This is a genomic window from Streptomyces sp. NPDC001406 (genome assembly GCF_042895285.1).
Classification (GTDB): domain Bacteria; phylum Actinomycetota; class Actinomycetes; order Streptomycetales; family Streptomycetaceae; genus Streptomyces.
The window spans coordinates 150,598-169,502 of record NZ_JBIAWG010000016.1; the positions used below are offsets into that span (position 1 = coordinate 150,598).

21 protein-coding genes are annotated in these 18,905 nt (G+C 70.7%); 2 read left to right on the forward strand and 19 right to left on the reverse strand.

Translation table 11 applies throughout. The features are described 5' to 3' along the window. Positions 1–222 precede the first annotated feature (222 nt). A complete protein-coding gene (locus ACFY1J_RS34350; protein ID WP_390712616.1) occupies positions 223–792 on the forward strand; it encodes a murein hydrolase activator EnvC family protein in 570 nt (189 codons plus the stop codon). Positions 793–799: 7 nt separating this feature from the next. Here the strand turns inward: ACFY1J_RS34350 and ACFY1J_RS34355 are convergent, their stop codons facing one another. The 18 genes from ACFY1J_RS34355 to proS all read right to left on the reverse strand — a co-directional run bounded on the left by ACFY1J_RS34355 (position 800) and on the right by proS (position 15,753). Next, positions 800–1,357: a TetR/AcrR family transcriptional regulator gene (locus tag ACFY1J_RS34355; protein ID WP_390732591.1), complete on the reverse strand. Its 558-nt coding sequence runs from the start codon at positions 1,355–1,357 to the stop codon at positions 800–802. A 93-nt stretch (positions 1,358–1,450) separates the two neighbouring features. Continuing rightward, the gene (whiG, locus tag ACFY1J_RS34360; RefSeq protein WP_390712577.1) at positions 1,451–2,293 is read right to left on the reverse strand and encodes an RNA polymerase sigma factor WhiG; all 843 of its coding nucleotides are present in this window, start codon (positions 2,291–2,293) and stop codon (positions 1,451–1,453) included. Between the two features lie 301 nt (positions 2,294–2,594). Continuing rightward, on the reverse strand, positions 2,595–3,770 hold the full coding sequence (gene dprA / locus ACFY1J_RS34365) for a DNA-processing protein DprA (RefSeq protein WP_390712576.1): 1,176 nt from the start codon (positions 3,768–3,770) through the stop codon (positions 2,595–2,597). Next, a complete protein-coding gene (locus ACFY1J_RS34370) occupies positions 3,767–5,392 on the reverse strand; it encodes a YifB family Mg chelatase-like AAA ATPase (RefSeq protein WP_390712575.1) in 1,626 nt (541 codons plus the stop codon). Before ACFY1J_RS34370 ends, dprA begins: the two co-directional genes overlap by 4 nt. Before the next feature lies 1 nt (position 5,393). Then, on the reverse strand, positions 5,394–5,756 hold the full coding sequence (locus ACFY1J_RS34375) for a YraN family protein (RefSeq protein ID WP_390712574.1): 363 nt from the start codon (positions 5,754–5,756) through the stop codon (positions 5,394–5,396). A gap of 88 nt (positions 5,757–5,844) precedes the next feature. Beyond that, positions 5,845–6,153: a DUF2469 domain-containing protein gene (locus ACFY1J_RS34380; RefSeq protein ID WP_008745401.1), complete on the reverse strand. Its 309-nt coding sequence runs from the start codon at positions 6,151–6,153 to the stop codon at positions 5,845–5,847. A 56-nt stretch (positions 6,154–6,209) separates the two neighbouring features. Continuing rightward, entirely contained in the window at positions 6,210–6,713 is a 504-nt protein-coding gene (locus ACFY1J_RS34385) for an NUDIX hydrolase (protein ID WP_390712614.1), read from the reverse strand. Positions 6,714–6,765: 52 nt separating this feature from the next. Further along, positions 6,766–7,545, reverse strand: coding sequence for a signal peptidase I (gene lepB, locus ACFY1J_RS34390; protein ID WP_390712573.1), 780 nt, complete (start codon positions 7,543–7,545; stop codon positions 6,766–6,768). A 184-nt stretch (positions 7,546–7,729) separates the two neighbouring features. Continuing rightward, positions 7,730–8,725: a signal peptidase I gene (gene lepB / locus ACFY1J_RS34395; RefSeq protein WP_390712572.1), complete on the reverse strand. Its 996-nt coding sequence runs from the start codon at positions 8,723–8,725 to the stop codon at positions 7,730–7,732. Then, positions 8,613–9,704, reverse strand: a complete 1,092-nt coding sequence (gene lepB / locus ACFY1J_RS34400) for a signal peptidase I (RefSeq protein ID WP_390712571.1) — start codon at positions 9,702–9,704, stop codon at positions 8,613–8,615. Before lepB (ACFY1J_RS34400) ends, lepB (ACFY1J_RS34395) begins: the two co-directional genes overlap by 113 nt. Further along, a complete protein-coding gene (lepB, locus tag ACFY1J_RS34405) occupies positions 9,697–10,392 on the reverse strand; it encodes a signal peptidase I (protein WP_390712570.1) in 696 nt (231 codons plus the stop codon). Before lepB (ACFY1J_RS34405) ends, lepB (ACFY1J_RS34400) begins: the two co-directional genes overlap by 8 nt. Positions 10,393–10,437: 45 nt before the next feature. After that, positions 10,438–10,788: a 50S ribosomal protein L19 gene (gene rplS / locus ACFY1J_RS34410; protein ID WP_030612790.1), complete on the reverse strand. Its 351-nt coding sequence runs from the start codon at positions 10,786–10,788 to the stop codon at positions 10,438–10,440. 135 nt (positions 10,789–10,923) lie between these two features. Next, the gene (trmD, locus tag ACFY1J_RS34415) at positions 10,924–11,757 is read right to left on the reverse strand and encodes a tRNA (guanosine(37)-N1)-methyltransferase TrmD (protein WP_263213190.1); all 834 of its coding nucleotides are present in this window, start codon (positions 11,755–11,757) and stop codon (positions 10,924–10,926) included. Continuing rightward, positions 11,757–12,371, reverse strand: coding sequence for a ribosome maturation factor RimM (gene rimM, locus ACFY1J_RS34420; protein ID WP_390712569.1), 615 nt, complete (start codon positions 12,369–12,371; stop codon positions 11,757–11,759). Before rimM ends, trmD begins: the two co-directional genes overlap by 1 nt. Positions 12,372–12,452: 81 nt before the next feature. Then, positions 12,453–12,692, reverse strand: coding sequence for an RNA-binding protein (locus tag ACFY1J_RS34425; RefSeq protein WP_003973401.1), 240 nt, complete (start codon positions 12,690–12,692; stop codon positions 12,453–12,455). A 5-nt stretch (positions 12,693–12,697) separates the two neighbouring features. Next, positions 12,698–13,117, reverse strand: coding sequence for a 30S ribosomal protein S16 (gene rpsP, locus ACFY1J_RS34430; RefSeq protein WP_390712568.1), 420 nt, complete (start codon positions 13,115–13,117; stop codon positions 12,698–12,700). 304 nt (positions 13,118–13,421) lie between these two features. Further along, on the reverse strand, positions 13,422–14,024 hold the full coding sequence (locus tag ACFY1J_RS34435) for a hypothetical protein (RefSeq protein ID WP_390732579.1): 603 nt from the start codon (positions 14,022–14,024) through the stop codon (positions 13,422–13,424). 313 nt (positions 14,025–14,337) lie between these two features. Continuing rightward, positions 14,338–15,753 (reverse strand): proline--tRNA ligase, encoded by a 1,416-nt coding sequence (gene proS / locus ACFY1J_RS34440; RefSeq protein WP_390712567.1) that lies wholly within the window; start codon positions 15,751–15,753, stop codon positions 14,338–14,340. Between the two features lie 199 nt (positions 15,754–15,952). Between proS and ACFY1J_RS34445 the strand changes: the two genes are divergently transcribed. Next, entirely contained in the window at positions 15,953–16,810 is an 858-nt protein-coding gene (locus ACFY1J_RS34445; protein WP_390712566.1) for an SAM-dependent methyltransferase, read from the forward strand. 43 nt (positions 16,811–16,853) lie between these two features. Here the strand turns inward: ACFY1J_RS34445 and ftsH are convergent, their stop codons facing one another. Continuing rightward, positions 16,854–18,791, reverse strand: coding sequence for an ATP-dependent zinc metalloprotease FtsH (gene ftsH / locus ACFY1J_RS34450; protein ID WP_390712565.1), 1,938 nt, complete (start codon positions 18,789–18,791; stop codon positions 16,854–16,856). Positions 18,792–18,905 lie beyond the last annotated feature (114 nt).

Here is an 18,905-nt window from a genome sequence, read left to right on the forward strand (position 1 = left end):
GCCCGAGTGCGCCTTGCCGCGAGGGACCGAGAGGCGCTGACACCTGTTTGTGATCATCAGGTGTCGGGGCGTGCGAAGTCGACCCGGTGGCCCGGATCGCCAAAAGAAGTGTACGGGACCCGCGAGGCACCGGGTGACGCCGCCGTCCACAACCGGTGAGTTGTCCACAGATCCCAGCCATGATCGACGGGGCTGCGGGACCGTTCTGACATGCGACGAGTGATGCGACGAGCGAGGCCTTGCGGGTGGACGTGGGCGGCGTTGCCGCTGGGACTGGCGGCGGTACTACTCGCCCCGTTCGCCCGGGCGGACGCACCGCCACCGGCTCCGCCACCGCCGGTACCCGCGATCGGCCGCGCCTGGCCGGTGGGGACGCGTCCCGCGGTGGTACGGGGCTGGGAGCCCCCGGCGACACCGTACGGTCCCGGCCATCGCGGAGTGGACCTGGCGGCGGCACCCGGGACACCGGTGCGCTCGGTGGCGGCGGGCCGGGTGTCCTTCGCGGGCCGGGTGGCGGGCAGAGGTGTGGTCGCCGTGCAGCTGGCGGGAACGGATCTGCGGACGACGTACGAGCCGGTGCGCCCGTCGGTGAGGAAGGGCGACGAGGTGGCGGCCGGGGAGGTGGTGGGGGTGCTGGAGCCGACCGGGTCGCACTGCGGGAGTGCGTGCCTGCACTGGGGCCTGATCAGGGGCGAGACCTACTTGGCCCCGCTGTCCCTGCTGCCGCCGTGGCTGCTGAACCGCGGGCCGTCGAGACTGCTGCCGGTGCTGGGCGTGCCGCTGCCCGCCTGAGCGGGGCTCAGCCCCGCACACCCCGCAGCGCCATCGCCACGGCCGCGTCCGTGATGTCGGCGGGGTCCTCGGCCGCACCCAGCTCGATGCGGCGCACCGCCGCGTCCACGACCCCCTGGAGCAGCATCGCCGCCAGCCGGGGCTGCGCGTGTCCCATCTCCCCCAGCGCCTCGACGATCATCGCGACGAGCCCGCCGTGCGCGGCCCGGATCTTCTCGCGTGCCCCTGTGTCCAGCTCACTCGCCGAGATCGCCACGACGGCCCGGTGCCGGCGGTCCCCCACCAGCGCCAGCTGCTTGCGCACATACGCCTCGACCTTGTCCTCGGCCGACTCCGTCCGCTCCATCGCCGCCGCGACCTCGGCCGCCCACACCGGGAAGTCGACCTCGCACAGCTCCTCGACCACGGCGGCCCGCGACCGGAAGTACTCGTACACGGACGACCGCGCAAGCCCCGTCCGCTCGGCGAGGGCCGGGAAGGTCAGCGCCTCCGTCCCGCCCTCGGACAACAGGGACCGTGCCACGTCCAGCAGGGCGGCTCGCTGCATCGACCGGTGCTCGGCCACGGAGGCCGCTCGAATCCTTGGCACGTCAACCACTTTACGGATGTATCACCCCGGACGGGAGGCACTCCGGCCTCACACGGCGTTTCCGCCGGCTCACCGGCCGAAGCTCGCCAGCTTCGCCCGCAGCTGCAGCACCGACTTGGTGTGGATCTGGCTCACCCGGCTCTCGGTGACCCCCAGCACGTTCCCGATCTCGGCGAGTGTGAGCCCCTCGTAGTAGTAGAGGGTGACGACGGTCTTCTCCCGCTCCGGCAGCGTGTTGATCGCCCGCGCCAGGAACCGTCGCAGTTCCCGGTCCTCGGCGACCTCCACGGGATCGTCGGCGGCGGTGTCCTCCAGCGTGTCCATCAGGCTCAGCCGGTCCCCGCCCTCACCCCCGACGTGCAGCAGCTCCTCCAGGGCCACCACGTTCGCCAGCGACAACTGACTGAACACCGCGTGGAGTTCGTCGACCTCGATGCCCAGCTCCGACGCCACCTCGTGCTCCGAGGGGGTGCGTCTGAGCCGTGCCTCCAGCGTGGCGTACGCCCGCTCCACGTTCCGCGCCTTCTGCCGCACCGACCGGGGGATCCAGTCCAGCGCCCGCAGCTCGTCGATCATGGCGCCACGGATCCGGGTGATCGCGTACGTCTCGAACTTGATCTCCCGCTCGATGTCGAACTTCTCGATCGCGTCGATCAGCCCGAACACCCCCGAGGACACGAAGTCGGCCTGCTCCACGTTCGGCGGCAGCCCGACGCTCACCCGTCCCGCCACATACTTCACCAGCGGCGAGTAGTGCAGGATCAGCTGTTCCCGCAGCCGATCGTCCCCTGTCGCCTTGTAGGACCGCCACAGCTCGTCGAGCGTCGACGGAGCGGGCGGCCGCACGCTGCCACCGTCGCGGGCGGCTGGGGGGATCGCCGCCCGGTCGGACCCGGAGGTGTGCTGGGGCATTCGTCGCCTTGTGCCGTTCTGCAGTGAAGTGCCGGGAAAGGGTGAAAAAGGGTGAAAGTGATTGCCTGCGTGAGCTGTCGGTCTGGTGTCGAGTTGGCGCGGTCTGCGTCGGGGTCTTCGTGAGCGTAGCGTGACTGGGGAGTCGCGGTGTGCGAACAACGAGGCACCACCCCTGCGCGAACCCCCTCCGAGGCGCACCCCACCGAGCTCCGCACGTCGCTCTGCGTGACGGAGCGGGGGTGTCAACTGGGGGAAATCCCAAGGGCGTCGGGGATTCCCCCGGACGGCCGAACCCATTCGGTCAGCACCGACTGTGACCGCCCCGGACCGAGATCAGGGCCTGGCGTGTCAACTTCCAGCCAACGCCGTGTCGTTCGACATAGCCAAGTGATCGGAGTTCGTACAGCCTCGCGATCGCCTCGTCCTCCGTCGTCTGCGCGCCGCGCGCGATCTCCCCGGGCGGTGCGGCACGGCCCCCGGGCACGGCGGCCAGGACCTGCCCCGCGGCCGGTTCCAGCAGGTCGCGGGGAAGCACCGGGCCGCGCCGGGCCGGGGCCAGCTCACCCATGTCACCGATCAGCTCGACGACTTCCGCGGCATCGGTGACCAGGGCCGCCTCCCCGCGCAGCAGCTCGTGCACGCCCGCGGAGAGTCCGCTGGTGACGGGTCCGGGCACCCCCATGGTGTACCGCCCCAGGCGCTGCGCCGCCCGCGCCGTGACCAGCGAGCCGCTGCGGTAGGCGGCCTCCACGACCACCGTGCCCCTGGTGAGCGCCGCGATCACTCTGTTCCGCAGCACGAACCGGCTCGGCGTCGGATGGTCACCGGGCGGCAACTCCCCCACCACCAGGCCCTGTTCCGCGATCCTCGCGATCAGCTGGGTGTGCCCGCGCGGATAGGGCCGGTCGACCCCGCAGGCCAGTACGGCGACCGTGGCGCCGCTCGCGCCGAGGGCGCCCCGGTGAGCGGCGCCGTCGACCCCGTAGGCGCCGCCGGACACCACCACCCACCCGTGTTCGGCGAGCCCCGCGGCCAGCGTTGACGCCATGTGGGCGCCGTATTCCGTGCAGGCCCTGGCCCCGACGACGGCGACCGACCGGAGCGCCCACATCCGCAGGCTGGGGCTGCCGCGCACCCACAGTCCCGTGGGCCGGGCGTCCCCCAGGTCGTCGAGCTGGGCGGGCCACTCGCCGTCCCCGGGGCACACGAACCGCACGCCGGCGTCCCGCGCGATGTCCAGATCCCGCCGGGGCTCGGCCTGCGCGGCCCGCGCCACCAGCCCCGCCCAGCGCGTCCCGCTCACCCCCGGCAGCGGCTCCCCACCGGCCCGCAACCGCCGGGCGACCTCCCGCACCCCGTACTCCCGCAGCCAGCGCCCACCGGTCTCGTCGCCGGGTTCGATGACACGGGTGAGCAGGACGCGGCAGAGCAGGTCGCGGGCGTGCGGGTCGCCGCCGGGATCGTCGCCTGCGCTCACGTCAGTGCCCCGATGGCCATGGGCACGCCCCGTGGGACTCCGGTGCGCAGTTGAAGGGCGAGGGCGACGTCCGTGGCGTCGGGCCGGTCGTGGCCGACGAGGTCCGCGACCGTCCAGGCGACCCGTAGGACGCGATCCAGCCCGCGGGCGGTCAGCACGCCTCGTTCGAGGTTCCGCTCCGCCTCGTCCATGGCGCCGGTCGTCGCGTGCCAGGTGCTGCGCAGTTCCCGCCCCGGCACCTCGCTGTTGGTCCGCCACGGCGTTCCGACGAGGCGTGCCGACGCTCGTTCCCGGGCTGCCCTGACCCGGTCGGCGACCGTCGCGGTGGACTCGCCCCGGGCGCCGGGGTCGGTGAGCTGGGCCCGGGTCACGGGGTCGACCTCGACGCGGAGGTCGACCCGGTCGAGCAGGGGGCCGGACAGTCGCGCCTGATAGCGGCGGATCGCCGACGGCGGGCATTCGCACAGGGTGTCCCGCTGGGAGAAGCGGCCGCAGGGGCACGGGTTGGCCGCGAGCACCATGAGGAACCTCGCCGGGAACCGCACCACACCCGCGCTGCGCGCGATCACGACGTGCCCCGACTCCAGGGGCTGGCGCAGGGAGTCGAGCGTCTGGCTGTGGAACTCCGGGGCCTCGTCGAGGAAGAGCACTCCCCGGTGGGCCAGTGACACGGCACCGGGCCGTGCGACGCCCGGGCCGCCGCCGACCAGCGACTGCATGGTGGCCGAGTGGTGCGGGGCGCAGTAGGGGGCGACGTCGATGAGCGGCTTGCCCGGGGGCAGGAGTCCGGCCACCGAGTGCACGGCGGTGACCTCCAGGGACTCCTCCCGGGTGAGCCGGGGCAGGACGGCGGGCAGCCGCTCCGCGAGCATCGTCTTGCCGGCACCGGGCGGCCCTTCCAGGAAGAGGTGATGGCCGCCCGCGGCGGACACCTCCACCGCCGTGCGCGCCGAGCGCTGGCCCACCACGTCGGCCAGGTCGTGGTCCTGATCGTGCTGGGCGGTGCCCAGGCTGTGCATGCCCGTGGCGGCTCCGGTGCCGGGCACGCGCAGACCGGCCAGGAGCGGATCGGGGCGGCCCTGCTCGTCCGGTACCTCCTCGGGCACCGGCTCGTCCGTCAGCACGGCGATCAGCTGCCGCAGGCTGCGGATGCCCAGCACCGACACCCCGGGCACCAGTGAGGCCTCCGCGGCGGCGCACTCCGGCACCACCACCTGCTCGTATCCGGCGTCGGCCGCGGCCAGCACCGCCGGCAGGACACCTCGGACCGGGCGCACCCGGCCGTCCAGCCCCAGCTCTCCGATCATCACGATGTCGGCGAGCACCCGCGGGTCGATCCGCTCGGCGGCGCCGAGCACCGCGCAGGCGACGGCGAGGTCGAAGCCGCTGCCCGCCTTCGGGACCGACGCCGGGCTCAGGCCGACCGTGAGCTTCTTCGAGGGCCAGGAGGCGCCGGAGTTCACCACGGCCGCCCTCACCCGGTCCTTGCTCTCCGTCAGGCTCTTGTCCGGCAACCCCACCAGCGTGAACGCCGCCACCCCGGGTTCCAGGTCGGCCTGGACCTCGACGACCACGCCCTCGACGCCCACCAGCGCCACCGAGCACGTACGGGCGAATCCCATGTCAGGCCACCCCCCGCGCATGCTCGACGACCGGCGCGCCGCGGTCGGGCACCAGGACGCCGACCAGGTCGATGCGGACGCCTCCGGGCGGGGCCCCGCCGTGGGCGTGGATCCACCGCTCGGCCAGGCCGCGCAGCCGTCCGGCCTTCTCGGGCGTGACCGCCGCCATCGGATGCTCGAAGCCACCGCTCCTGCGGGTCTTCACCTCGCAGACGACCAGCACGTCGCCGTCCCTGGCAACGATGTCGATCTCGCCCGTCCTGCCACCGCGCCAGTTGCGCTCCAGGACCGTCATCCCGGCCTCGACCAGCCGCCGGGCGGCCAGTTCCTCGCCGTACCTGCCGAGTGCACTGCGTGCGTTCATGTCGGCACCACCTCCGGCGCCAACGCTCACGCATCCGCCCCCAAGAAGTGGATCTTGGTGGACGGCTCAGCGGTTGTGGACAACTCCGTCACCCGCCCGGGAGTTCCAGATCGGTCTTGTTCAGCTCCTCGATGTTCACGTCCTTGAACGTGAGGACGCGTACCTGCTTCACGAAGCGGGCGGGCCGGTACATGTCCCAGACCCAGGCGTCGGCCATCGACACCTCGAAGAACACCTCGCCCTGGACCGAGTGCACCTGCATCTCGTAGTCGTTGGTGAGGTAGAAGCGCCGCTCGGTCTCGATCACGTATTTGAACAGACCGACGACATCGCGGTACTCCCGGTAGAGCTTGAGCTCCATCTCGGTCTCGTACTTCTCGAGGTCCTCGGCGCTCATGGCATGTTCCCCTTCACCCGTGCGATCCCACCATTGTGCGCCAGTCCCGCGGGCCCCTAGACGATTTCCGGGTCAAGGGTCACGGGCCTGGCCGGGGGACCTTCGTCGAGCAGCCTCCGCAGCAGCTCGGCGAGTCTGGTCGGATACACCGTCTCATGCGCCCGGGTCAGTTCCTGGCACGTCCACCATCGAGCTCCGGCGACGCTGCGCCGCTCCAGCTCGGTCAGACCGGCCGCCTCGGTCACCGTCTGGGCCGTACGAGCCAAGTAGTACCACTCGTCCTGGTCCCAGCGGCGGCCCGCGAACGGGAACGAGCACATACGCCGCCACAGCACCGGACCGAGTTCGACCTCGGTGATACCGGTCTCCTCGGTGAGTTCCCGCAGCGCGGCCTGTTCACGGGTCTCGTCGCCCTCCAGGCCGCCGCCCGGAGTGAACCACCAGTCGTCGGCCGGATCGTCCGGCTCATGCCCGTGCAGCAGCAGGATACGGTCCTCGGGGTCGAGCAGGACGACCCTGGCGACCTTGCGCAGACCGCCCTGGTACGAGTCCTCGTACACGTCCCCCGGGCCCCCGTCGTCCCTGGCGGCCGTCTCGCCCGCGTCCGTGGCCTCAGCCGGCACTGGCCGGCTCCGGCCGCGTGCCGGTGCGGGAGCGGGCAGCCCGCTTGGCGATCGGGCCGTACGCGCCGCCGCCGAGGACGAGGACCGCACCGCCGACGATCAGACAGAAGATGATGCGCAGCGGGCCGGGCTGGGACAGGGCGCCGAGGGCCTCGAAGCCGGTGGGGCGCTTGAGCATGCCGTCCATCGGCCAGATGACGGCATCCACGCGGGCGCTCACGGCGTTGCGCGAGACGGTGCCTCTGGCCGCGTCCGTGAGGTGGGCGGTGGAGTCCAGGGAGCCCTGGCGTTCGTCGCCGAGGAGGAAGAGCCGGCCCTGGGGGACCTTCACGGTCGGGATGTTCTTGGCCTCGGCCAGGCTGCCCTTGGGCAGATACGGCTCCTCGATCTGCTTGCCGTTGACGGTGAGCTTTCCGTCGGTGCAGCAGGAGACCGTGTCACCGCCGACCGCGACCACGCGCTTGACCACGTTCGCGTTGGTGACCCAGGACTTGTCGCGGAAGACGACGACGTCACCGCGGCGCACCTCGTTGCCGTCGACGCGCTGGGCCAGGACGCGGTCGCCCATGTTGATCGTCGGCGCCATCGAGCTGGTGGGGACGGTGTACGGCCGGTAGATCACCGCTGCCCACGCGAATCCGCCGAGGAACAGCACGAGACCCAGCGCGACGGCCAGCCCAGACAACCGCTGTCCCAGCCGGCTGCCGACCTGCGCCGTGCCTGTGCCGCCGCTGCGCGGGGCCGTACGTGTAGTGCTCTCGCCACCCATGGACCCGCACCCTACCCGGCGGTACGGGGCCGGGGGAGCCCCTCTTTCGCGACCCCGGTCACAAGCTTTCCAAAGCTTCCACGGCTCCCGGAGGACTTCACCGCCTCCTGGGGGCTTCACGAGGGTCATGTCTGGGCCCCCGACCCGTCACCGGACCGGGGGCCGCGAGTCGCCGGTTGTGGGCCTAAGCCCTGGTGCCGGGCTCGGTCGTCCGGGCGGCGGTGCGCCTGCGCCGCCACACCGCCACCGGCAGCACGCCCACGAGCGCGAGGCCCTGCGGCGCGACCGAGAGGGACGCGGCGGCGGAGGACTGCTGGTCGAGGGGCTGGTCGAAGGTGTCCGGGACCGGCAGCGTGCCCCAGCGGTTGATCGGCCAGGCCTTGACGATGGCGCGGCCGACGACCTTGTCGACCGGGACCATGCCGTGGTTCTTGTCGTCCTGGTTGTAGCGCGAGTCACGCGAGTTCTGGCGGTGGTCGCCCATCACCCAGATGTAGCCCTTGGGGACCTTCACCTTGAACTGGCCGCCCTGGTCGTCGACGCTGCACGGCGTGTTGCCGGGGTAGACATAGGGCTCGTTCAACGCCTTGCCGTTGACCTTCAGCGGGCCCGAGCCCTTGCACTCGATCGTGTCGCCGCCGACGCCGATGACCCGCTTGATCAGGTCCTTCTCCTCAGCGGAGGGCATCAGGCCGATCCAGCTGAGGACCTGCTGCACGGCGTTGGGGGTGGGCGTCGGCTCGCCCTTGAGCCACTCGGCCGGGTCGTGGAAGACGACGACCTCGCCGCGCTCGGGCTCGGAGCCGAACCAGGGGGTGAGCTTGTCCACCAGGACGCGGTCACCCTGCTGGAGGGTGTTCTGCATCGAGTCGGACGGGATCGAGAACGCCTGCACCAGGAACGTCTTGATCAGCAGCGCCAGCACCAGCGCGATACCGACCAGGATCGGCAGCTCCTTCCAGAAGGAGCGGGGCTTCTTGGGGCCGGCGGCCGAGCCGCCCGGCCCGTCCTCCCCGCTCCCCGGCCGCTGCCCGCCCGAGGACGGGCCGCCGCCGGCCGGTCGGGGCTCATTCCCTGAGGTCATGTCGCCGTCCGGGCCGGGGACACTCTCTTCCGCGGGGCGCCCGGGGTGCTCCTCGCCGTCGTGTCCCGACCGTGCGCCAACCGCTACATCCCCCACGCCAACTCCTTACTCTGTGCCGCCGCCTGCCCCATGCACGACGCAGGCCCACCACTCCCATAACGAGCGGGAGTTCCGCAGGGGTCGGGAGTTGGATGAATCCGTTCGGTTCGTCGGAGGCAACCCTATGCGACAGTTCGGGAGCGGCGGTCGACCCCGACACGGAGTTCGACACGCTTGCGAAGGTTTTAGGTTCCTGCAGCCTGGTCCAGTGCCCGACGGGCCAGCCGATCACCATGGCCCGGCCCACCACGGAGTCCTCGGAGACCGTGCCGCCGTAGTCGGTGTTCTGGTGCGCGCGGGAGTCGGCGGAGTTGGCCCGGTGGTCGCCCATCACCCACAGCCGTCCCTGCGGGACGGTGATGTCGAACGGGGTGGTGGAGGGGGCGTTGCCCGGATACAGATAGTCACCCTCGGTCAGGGGCACGCCGTTGACGGTCACCCGTCCCTGTGCGTCACAGCACTTGACGTGGTCGCCGCCGACCCCGATGACCCGCTTGATGAGGTCCTTCTCGTTGTCGGAGGGCAGCAGACCGATGAAGGTGAGCCCTTCCTTGAACTGCTTGACGACCACCGGATCGTTCTTCTTGGTGGTCTGCTCGTCCGCCAGCCAGCCGCCCGGGTCGTGGAAGACGACGACGTCCCCGCGCTGCGGCTTGGAGCCGAACCACGGGGTGAACTTGTCGACCAGGACGCGGTCGCCGATCCGGATCGTCTGCTCCATGGAGCCCGACGGGATGACGAAGGCCTGGACGAGGAACGTCTTCAGTACGAGGGCTATCAGGACGGCCACGCCGACCAGCAGCGGTATCTCACGGACCGCGCTGCGCCTGCGCTTGCGCTTGACCTTGCGCTGGAGCTTGCGCCGCTCCGCGCGGGAACGGCCGCCGGCCGGGCTTGCGGCGCGCCGGGTCCCGGTGGGCAGCAGGTTCTCCGCGGCGCTGCTCGGCACGCCGCGCGGTTTTCCGCGGTTACCCATGCGCGCCCTCCGCCGCGGGCACGCGCGCGTAGGCGGCGGGGCGGTTCAGGTGCCTCCAGTGGCCCGTCGGCCAGACGATCCAGTCGGCGCGGCCGATGACGTCCCCGACGGGGATCATGCCGCCGCCCGGGGAGCCCAGGTGGTCACGGGAGTCGCTGGAGTTGCTGCGGTGGTCGCCGAGGACGAACAGTGTGCCGCTGGGCACGACGACGTCGAAGGGGACGGCGGACGCGCTGTCCCCCGGGTGGAGGAACGCCGTCTCGTCGACCGGCCGGCCGTTCACTTCGATCCTCCCCTCCTTGTCGCAGCAGACCACATGGTCTCTCCCCACACCTACGACGCGCTTGATGTAGTCGGCGTCCCCGAAATACCCGGTGCCGTCGAACACGACGACGTCACCGCGCCGCGGCTCGGCACCGAAACGGTACGCCAACTTATTTACGAGAACGCGGTCCCCGATCCTCAATCCCTGTTCCATGGATCCGCTGGGAATCTGGAAGGGTTGCACCACGAAAGTGTTGAGAAGCAGCAAAAACAGCAGGCAGACGAAGAGCGTGAGGGTGATCCACCCGCCCGGCAGCCACTCGGTGATCCGCGACACCAACGCGAAACGCGACCGTTCCTCCACGGCCCCCGTGTCGGGGCGGGAGGAGCGGTCGCGTTCCGTCGGCTGTGCTTCGGTGTCCATCGGAGCCAGATGCTATCCGGCCCCGCTGTGACTTCCGGGAAGCGCTCAGCTCTCGCGCTTCTCCTTGATCTTCGCGGCCTTGCCACGCAGCTCGCGCAGGTAGTACAGCTTCGCGCGACGCACGTCACCACGGGTGACGAGCTCGATCTTCTCGACGATCGGGGTGTGCACCGGGAAGGTGCGCTCGACGCCGACGGAGAACGAGACCTTGCGGACCGTGAAGGTCTCACGGACACCGGAGCCCTGACGGCGGATCACAACGCCCTTGAACTGCTGCACACGGGAGCGGTTGCCCTCGATGACGCGGACGTGGACGTTGACGGTGTCACCCGGACGGAAGGCCGGGATGTCGCTGCGCAGCGACGCGGAGTCGACGGAGTCGAGCAGGTGAGACATTTCGTCTGCTTTCTTCGCTGATGCCACAGGTCATCAACGGGAACTAGGTTTCCATGAGGACTGCCGTGCGGGTCGGGGCGGTCGTCGTGTCCCCCCGTGGCAGGGGCGCTCGCCGGACGGACGCACAGCAGCGGTCTATTCTTCCATGCCCTCTGGCCTGCGCCAAAATCGGCCGTACGGCTCCCCGTCCGGGTCCGGGGCCCAGCCCAGGATGGAGAGCATCTCGCGGTCCTTCTTGTCGAAGGCCTTGGGGTCGCAGCGCTCGATCAGATCGGGCCGGTTGGCCGACGTACGCCTGAGTGCCTCGTCCCGACGCCAGCGGGCGATCTTGCCGTGGTGGCCGCTGAGCAGCACGTCCGGGATGTCCCGGCCGCGCCAGACGGGCGGCTTGGTGTAGACGGGCCCCTCCAGGAGGCTCGCCATCGCGCCGGGCGCGAAGGAGTCGTCCCGGTGGGACTCGGCGTTGCCGAGGACGCCGGGCAGCAGCCGGGCGACGGCCTCCGTGACGACGAGTACGGCCGCCTCGCCACCGGCCAGGACGTAGTCGCCGATGGAAACCTCGTACACCGGTATCCGGGTGGCGTACTCGTCCATGACGCGCCGGTCGATGCCCTCGTAGCGGGCCGGCGTGAAGATCAGCCAGGGGCGCTCGGAGAGCTCCACGGCCAGTTCCTGGGTGAACGGGCGGCCGCTGGGGGTGGGGACGATCAGCGCGGGCGCGTGGGAGCCCGTCTCGTAGCCGTCGGCGAGGACGGAGTCCAGGGCGTCGCCCCAGGGGTCGGTCTTCATGACCATGCCGGGACCGCCGCCGTACGGCGTGTCGTCGACCGTGTTGTGCCGGTCGTACGTCCAGGACCGCAGGTCGTGCACGTGCACGTTCAGCTGCCCACGCGCGCGTGCCTTGCCGACCAGGGAGACGTTCAGCGGCTCCAGGTACTCGGGGAAGATCGTGACGACGTCGAGGCGCATCAGGACGCTTCTCCCGCCGAGTCCTGCGCGGAGTCCTGCGCGGAGTCCTGCGCCGGCTCCTGCGCGGAGCCCTCCGCCGGTTCCCGGGAGGAGGCGATCTCGGCCCGGTCGTCGATCAGGCCCGGCGGCGGGGAGACGACCGCCCGCTGCTCCTCCAGGTCGATCTCGGTGACGATCTCCTGGACGAACGGGATCATGACCTCGGTCCCGTCCGGCCGCTCCACGATGAACAGGTCCTGCGAGGGCAGGTGCGAGATCTCCGTGATCCGGCCGACCTCCATGCCGTCCTCGGTCACCACGTCGAGGTCGATGAGCTGGTGGTCGTAGTACTCGTCCTCGTCTTCGGGGAGCTCGTCGGGGTCGACCTCGGCGATCAGGAGCGTGTTGCGGAGCGCCTCGGCGGCGGTGCGATCGTCGACCCCGTCGAACCGCAGGAGGAGCCGACCGCTGTGCACCCGGCCGGCCGCGATGGTCAGCGGCCCCGCGGAGGCGGGATCGGTGGCGAGTACGGCGCCGGGGCCGAGCCTGAGTTCCGGCTCGTCGGTACGGACCTCCACGGTGACCTCGCCCTTGATGCCATGGGCACGACCGATCCGTGCGACTACCAGCTGCACTGTGCTTGCTCTCCTGTCATACGACTGCGGGCCGGGGACGGCCCAGTGGCCCTCCCCGGCCCGAGCCGGTGCTGCGAAACGTCAGCGGACGTGGTCCACGTCGACGAGGTCGACACGGACACCGCGGCCGCCGATGGCGCCCACGACGGTGCGCAGGGCGCGCGCGGTGCGGCCGTTGCGGCCGATCACCTTGCCGAGGTCGTCGGGGTGGACCCGGACCTCGAGAACGCGCCCGCGGCGCAGGTTGCGCGAGGCGACCTGCACATCGTCAGGGTTGTCGACGATGCCCTTCACGAGGTGCTCAAGCGCCTCTTCGAGCATGCTGCTCAGGCCTCGGTCGACTCGGACTCAGCCGCGGCCTCGTCCTTCTTCTCAGCCTTCTTCTTCTGGGTGATGGCCTCACCCTTGCCCTCGTCGTCACCGCCGAGAGCCTCGAACGACGGACGCGTGGCCTTCGGCGCGGCGACGAGCAGCGGCGCCGGGGCGGGCTCGCCCTTGAACTTCTGCCAGTCGCCGGTCTTCTTCAGGATGGCGAGGACGGGCTCGGTCGGCTGCGCGCCGACACCCAGCCAGTACGCCACACGCTCGGCGTCCACCTCCATGACCGACGGGTTGTAGGTCGGGTGGTACTTGCCGATCTCCTCGATCGCACGGCCGTCACGACGGGTGCGGGAGTCGGCGACGACGATGCGGTAGTGAGGCGAACGGATCTTGCCCAGACGCTTCAGCTTGATCTTGACTGCCACGGGAGTGGATTCTCCTGGATTTGACGTGGTTGGGCACGGCGAGACTGCCGCGTGGGGTTGCGGTACCCGAGTGCCCGATGGACGCGTCAGCCGGAGGAGAGAGGGGTCCTGTGCGGCTGTCGAGTACAGCTAGCCATTGTGCCACACCCTGCGGGTCGCTTTTGGCCGAGGGGTCCGGGCGGGTGATCTTGGGCATGCCTATGGGGCACCCGGCGCGGAGGTGACCGTACGTCGGGTGCGCCACTCGGCACCGGCGACCTGCCGACTGTGACTGCGACTGCGACTGCCACGAGCAGTCGCAGCCTCAGCTCGCCGCCGCTCCCACGACCTCCGGGATGCGGAACGGCTTTCCGCAGCCGCCGCACACGATCGGGGCCTGGGCCAGGACCGACGGAACCACCCGGACGTTGCGGCCGCAGTCGCAGACCGCCTTGACGCGGACGCCGCCGCCGGAGGAGCCGTGGCGGGCGGCCGGGCCGCGGAAGGTACGGGTGGTGTCGGCGGACGTGGCCACCGTGTGGGCCTTCAGGGCGCGCTGAAGGCGTTCGATCGTCGGCCGGTAACGCCGCTTCGCCTCGGCGTTCAGCGCGACCAGGGAGAAGCCACTGCTGGGATGCGGTTCGTCGGGGTGGTCCAGGCCCAGTTCCTCGGCGATCGCGAGGAACCTGCGGTTGTGGTACCGGCCGGCGCGGGAGGTGTCGCGGACCCCGCGCGCGGCTGCGATGCCATGGACTGCCTCGTGGAGCAGTCGTTCGAAGGAGAGCTCGTGACCGCAGGCGGACGACGACTCCCCGATCAGGGACTCTGGCGCGGCAAGGTCGGGCAGTTCGGGGTGGTACCGCTGAATGTCGGCCCACGCCTCTGCCAGCTCTGCGGCGAGAACAGGTGGTGTCTGTGTCGTGCTCACGTAATGACAACGAGCCTGAGGGCTCCAGTGTTCCGATTCCGGGGCATCCCAAATAATTTGCACTTACCCGTCAGTTGCCGCTGATGCGTCCTGACGAGGGCGGGTGCGCTGATCTGCGGAGAAGCCTCACAGCTCATACCAAGCTGGTGCGTAGTCTGACGTACGCACACCCGTCTCCCACCACCACCCTCAACGGAGGCCCTTCGGGCCGCATTGTTGATCTGCGCGTAGATCCGGTCCGCGCGCCGTGGCGGCTGTGGTCGGCGGTTGCGCAAGAGACGTTTCGGTCGCTCTCGTGCCCAAGGTCGCTACTTCAGTAAGCGCGCGCGACGACCGCGACGTTACTCGGGGCGTCCCCGTCCTCGGGCACCGACCCGTCCTCGGCGAGCAGACACCGTACGGTCATCGCGTGCTCGGCCAGCCCGGCCTCGCCCTCCTCGCCGAGCGTGCCCCACGGGATGCGCGCCCAGCCGCCGGCGGTGACCGCCTCGACGGCCTCCTCGATCGTCGAGACGTCCGCGGTGCGGGACTCGCGGCGCTCCCGGGACTGCTTCAGCAGCAGCGCCTGATCCTCCTGGAGGATCGTCGGGAGGAGCCCGGCCAGGGTGTCCAGGGCCACCGGCTCCTTGCCGCCCGGGATACGGCGGACCAGCATCGCCGTGCCGTTCTCCAGGTCACGGGGTCCGATCTCGATGCGGACGGGCACGCCCTTCAGTTCCCAGTCGACGGCGCGGCGGCCGAAGGGGATGTCGGTGCGGTCGTCCACGTGGACCCGGATGCCCGCCGCCCTGAGCCGCTCGCCGATCTCACGGACCTTGGCCAGAACCGTCTCCTCGCCCTTGATCGCGAGGACGACCGCCTGGATCTGCGCCAGCCGCGGCGGGACCCGCAGACCGTTGTCGTCGCCGTGCGTCATCACCAGCGCGCCGATCATGCGGGTCGTCGAGCCCCAGGAGGTCTGCCAGACGTACTCCTGCGTACCGTCCTTGGACAGATACCGGGTGTTGAACGGCTTGGCGAAGTTCTGGCCCAGTTCGTGGCTGGTGACCATCTGCAGGGCCTTGCCGTCCCCCATCATGCTTTCGAGCGTGAGGGTGTTGACGGCGCCCGCGAAACGCTCCTTGACCGTCTTGCGGCCGGAGACGAAGTCCGTCGCGAGGACGTTCTCCAGGAAGTCCCCGTAGACGTCGCGCTGGATGCGCGCGGCGAACTCGCGCGCCTCCTCGTACGTGGCGTGCGCGGTGTGTCCCTCCTGCCACAGGAACTCGGAGGTGCGCAGGAAGAGACGCGGGCGCAGCTCCCAACGGACCACGTTCGCCCACTGGTTGATGAGCAGCGGCAGGTCCCGGTAGCTCTGCACCCACTTCGAGAAGTACTCGTTGATGATGGTCTCCGACGTGGGACGGACGACCGCCGGCTCCTCCAGCTCCTTGCCGCCGCCGTGCGTGACCACCGCGAGTTCGGGCGCGAACCCCTCGACGTGGTCGGCCTCCCTGGTGAGGTACGACTGCGGGATCAGCAGCGGGAAGTACGCGTTCTGAGTGCCCGTCTCCTTGATGCGGGCGTCCATCTCCGCCTGCATCCGCTCCCACAGCCCGTAACCGTACGGTCGGATCACCATGGTGCCGCGCACCGGCCCGTTGTCGGCCAGCTCGGCCTTGGCGATCAGATCCTGGTACCAGCGCGGAAAGTCGTCCGCCCTGGGGGTGAGAATGGATGCCTTTGCCATGGCCCGATGGTATGGGCTCAGGTTGCGGGCATGTGAAATCTCGCCACGTGTGCCGCGAACCCACAAGCAGGGCCCCTCGACCCCTGGACGGCACCGCGAGCCGGGAGTTACCTGACATACGTGGGGAGTGCGAGCGCACATCACGGGGGCCACGGAATCGGGCACACCACCAACTCTCGGCGGATTGGGGCGCTTACCTATGACACCAACGCTCGTGCGGCACACCCTGTCTCACGCGGGATCCGCACCCCGCGTGAACCTGGACGCACGCGCGCGTGACTGGTCCGAGATCCAGGAGCGGATGCTCGTCCCGCTCTACGAGGCCGTCTACGAGCGACTTGAAGTGGGCCCCGCCAGCAGGCTGCTGGGCCTCGGCTGCGGCTCCGGGCTCGCCCTGCTGATGGCGGCCTCCAGAGGAGCGGCCATCACCGGTGTCGACTCCGCCCGTCCCGAACGGCTCGTCCTCGCACGGGCCCGGCTGCTGCCCGACACCTGGGGCACGCGCGCGCGTGCGGCCACCCGGATCGTCGAGCGCTTACCCGGGGACGCGGCCGGCACCAGGACGCCCGCGTACACCCTCGTGACGGCCTTCGAGCCGATCGGATGCCTGGCGGGCGACTCGGAAGGACTCGGTGAGCTGCTCGCCTCCGCGACACCGCTCGCCGAGCGCGGAGCGCCGGTGGTGCTGGCCGGCTGGGGTCCGCCGGAACGCTGCGCCACGTCGTCCGTGCTGCGCGTGGCCACGAAACTGGCCGATCCGCTGCGCAGCGCGGGCAGTTGGCGCCCCGCCCTGCGCGACGACCTGGAGGAGGTCGCCCAGCGGGCCGGGCTGAAGCCGGACGGTTCGGGCCGGGTCGCCTGTCCGTTCGGGTACGCCGGTCCCGACAGCGCCGTACGCGGCCTGCTGTCGACGGGCCTGTTCGACGCGGCGATCGCGGCCACGGACCAGGAGCAGGTGGACAAGGAACTGACGGAGGCACTGCACCCGTACCAGCGGCCGGACGGGACGGTGTGGATGCCGAACGTGTTCCGCTATCTGATCGCCCGCACGCCCTGAGCATCACGCACGCCCCGAGCATCGCGCACACCCCGAGCGTCCCTCACGCCTCCGCGTCCTTCGTCAGGCGCGTGATGCCCGCGATCCGGTACGCGTCCGCCTCCTCCAGCGTCTCGTTCTCCAGCAGGGCCTCGGTCAGGGCGTCCAGCTGGGAGCGGTGGTCGTGGAGCTTGCGGCGGGCCTCCTCGTAGCACTCGTCGACGATCCTGCGCATCTCGGCGTCGATCGCGTCGAGGGTCTGCGGAGCGGCCGAGAGTCCGTAGGCCTGCTGGGCGTCGCTCGGCAGGGCGGAGAGCCGGCCGATGCGCTCGCTCATGCCCCAGCGGGCCACCATTCCGCGCGCGATGGCGGTGACCTGTTCGAGGTCGTTCTCCGCGCCCGTGGTCACGACGCCGTAAACCACCTCTTCCGCCGCCATACCGCCCAGGGCGCCGATGATCCGGCCGCGCAGATACCCCTCCGAGTGCGCGTACCGCTCCACCTCGGGGGTCGACATCGTCACGCCGAGCGCCCGGCCGCGCGGCACGATGGTGATCTTGCGGACGGGGTCGGCGCCGGGCTGCAGCATGCCGAGCAGGGCGTGCCCGCTCTCGTGGTAGGCGGTGCGCCGGCGGTCCTCCTCGGGCATCACGAGGGTGCGCTCGGCACCGAGCTGCACCTTCTCCAGCGCCTCGGACAGGTCGGACCGGGTCACCGTCTCCTGCTTGCGCTTGACCGCGAGCAGCGCTGCCTCGTTGGCGAGATTGGCCAGATCCGCACCTGTCATACCCGGGGTGGTCCGGGCCACCTGGGCCAGGTCGACGTTCGGATCGAGCGGGATCTCACGGGTGTGGATGCGCAGGATCGCCTCGCGCCCGCCCCGGTCCGGCGGGGAGACATGGACCACCCGGTCGAAGCGGCCGGGCCGGGTCAGCGCCGGGTCCAGGATGTCGGCGCGGTTCGTCGCCGCCACCACGACCACGCCCTCCGAGCCGGAGAAGCCGTCCATCTCCGTGAGGATCTGGTTCAGCGTCTGCTCGCGCTCGTCGTGGCCGCTCACCGACGGGCCGCCGCCGCGCTGCCGGCCGATCGTGTCGATCTCGTCGATGAAGATGATCGACGGGGCCACCTTGCGGGCCTCGGCGAACAGCTCCCGGACCCGGGACGCGCCGACACCGACGATCATCTCGATGAACTCGGAGGCGGAGGCGGAGAAGAACGGCACGCCCGCCTCGCCCGCCACCGCGCGCGCCAGCAGGGTCTTGCCGGTGCCGGGCGGGCCCGCGAGCAGCACACCGCGCGGCATCTTCGCACCCATCCTGCGGTAGGCGTCGGGGTTCTCCAGGAAGTCGACGACGTCGTCCAGCTCGCCCTTGACCTCGTCGATGCCGGCCACGTCGGCGAACGACGTGCGCTGGGTGCCCGGCCGGAGCCCGACCGGCTTGGGCGGGGCCTTGCGGCCGAGCATGCCGCCCGCACCGCCCAGTCCCCCGCCGATCCGCCGCGCGAAGAAGATCCACACGGCGACCAGCAGCACGATCGGCACCAGCGAGATCAGCAGGTTGGACAGCAGACTGCGCTCCTGCACGACGGGCTGCGCGGTCACCGTGACGCCATGACTGCTCAGGTTCTGCCAGAGCCTGTCGTCCGCGAAGGCCGGGCGCTGCGTCCTGAACTTGGTGTACTGGCCACCGCCGCTGGGCTTGGCCTGGGGCGTCTTGAGCTCGCCCTGGATCGCGTCGCCCTTGGAGTAGATCTTGGCGACGTTGCCGTCGCCGACCTGTCTGCTGAACTCCGTGTAGGAGATCGTCGGCTCGTTGCCCTGGCCCAGGTAGTTCAGCCCGATGTAGGCGAGCAGAAAGACGATCACCGCGGTGACGGCGAGGCCCCACCACTTCCCGCGTATCCGTCGGCCACCGGGCCGCCGGGGCGACTCGTCCGGGGTGCCTTCGGTACGCCACGGCTGATCAGGGTCTTTCCGTGGCGGCGCGGCATTGCTCATATCTGGACGTTACGGCACACAGCGGGCCGCGGCACGCGCTGAGGGCGCCCTCCCCGAAGGAGGACGCCCTCAGTGCCGTACGACGTCGGTCCGCGGCGGCCCGTGACCGTCGGG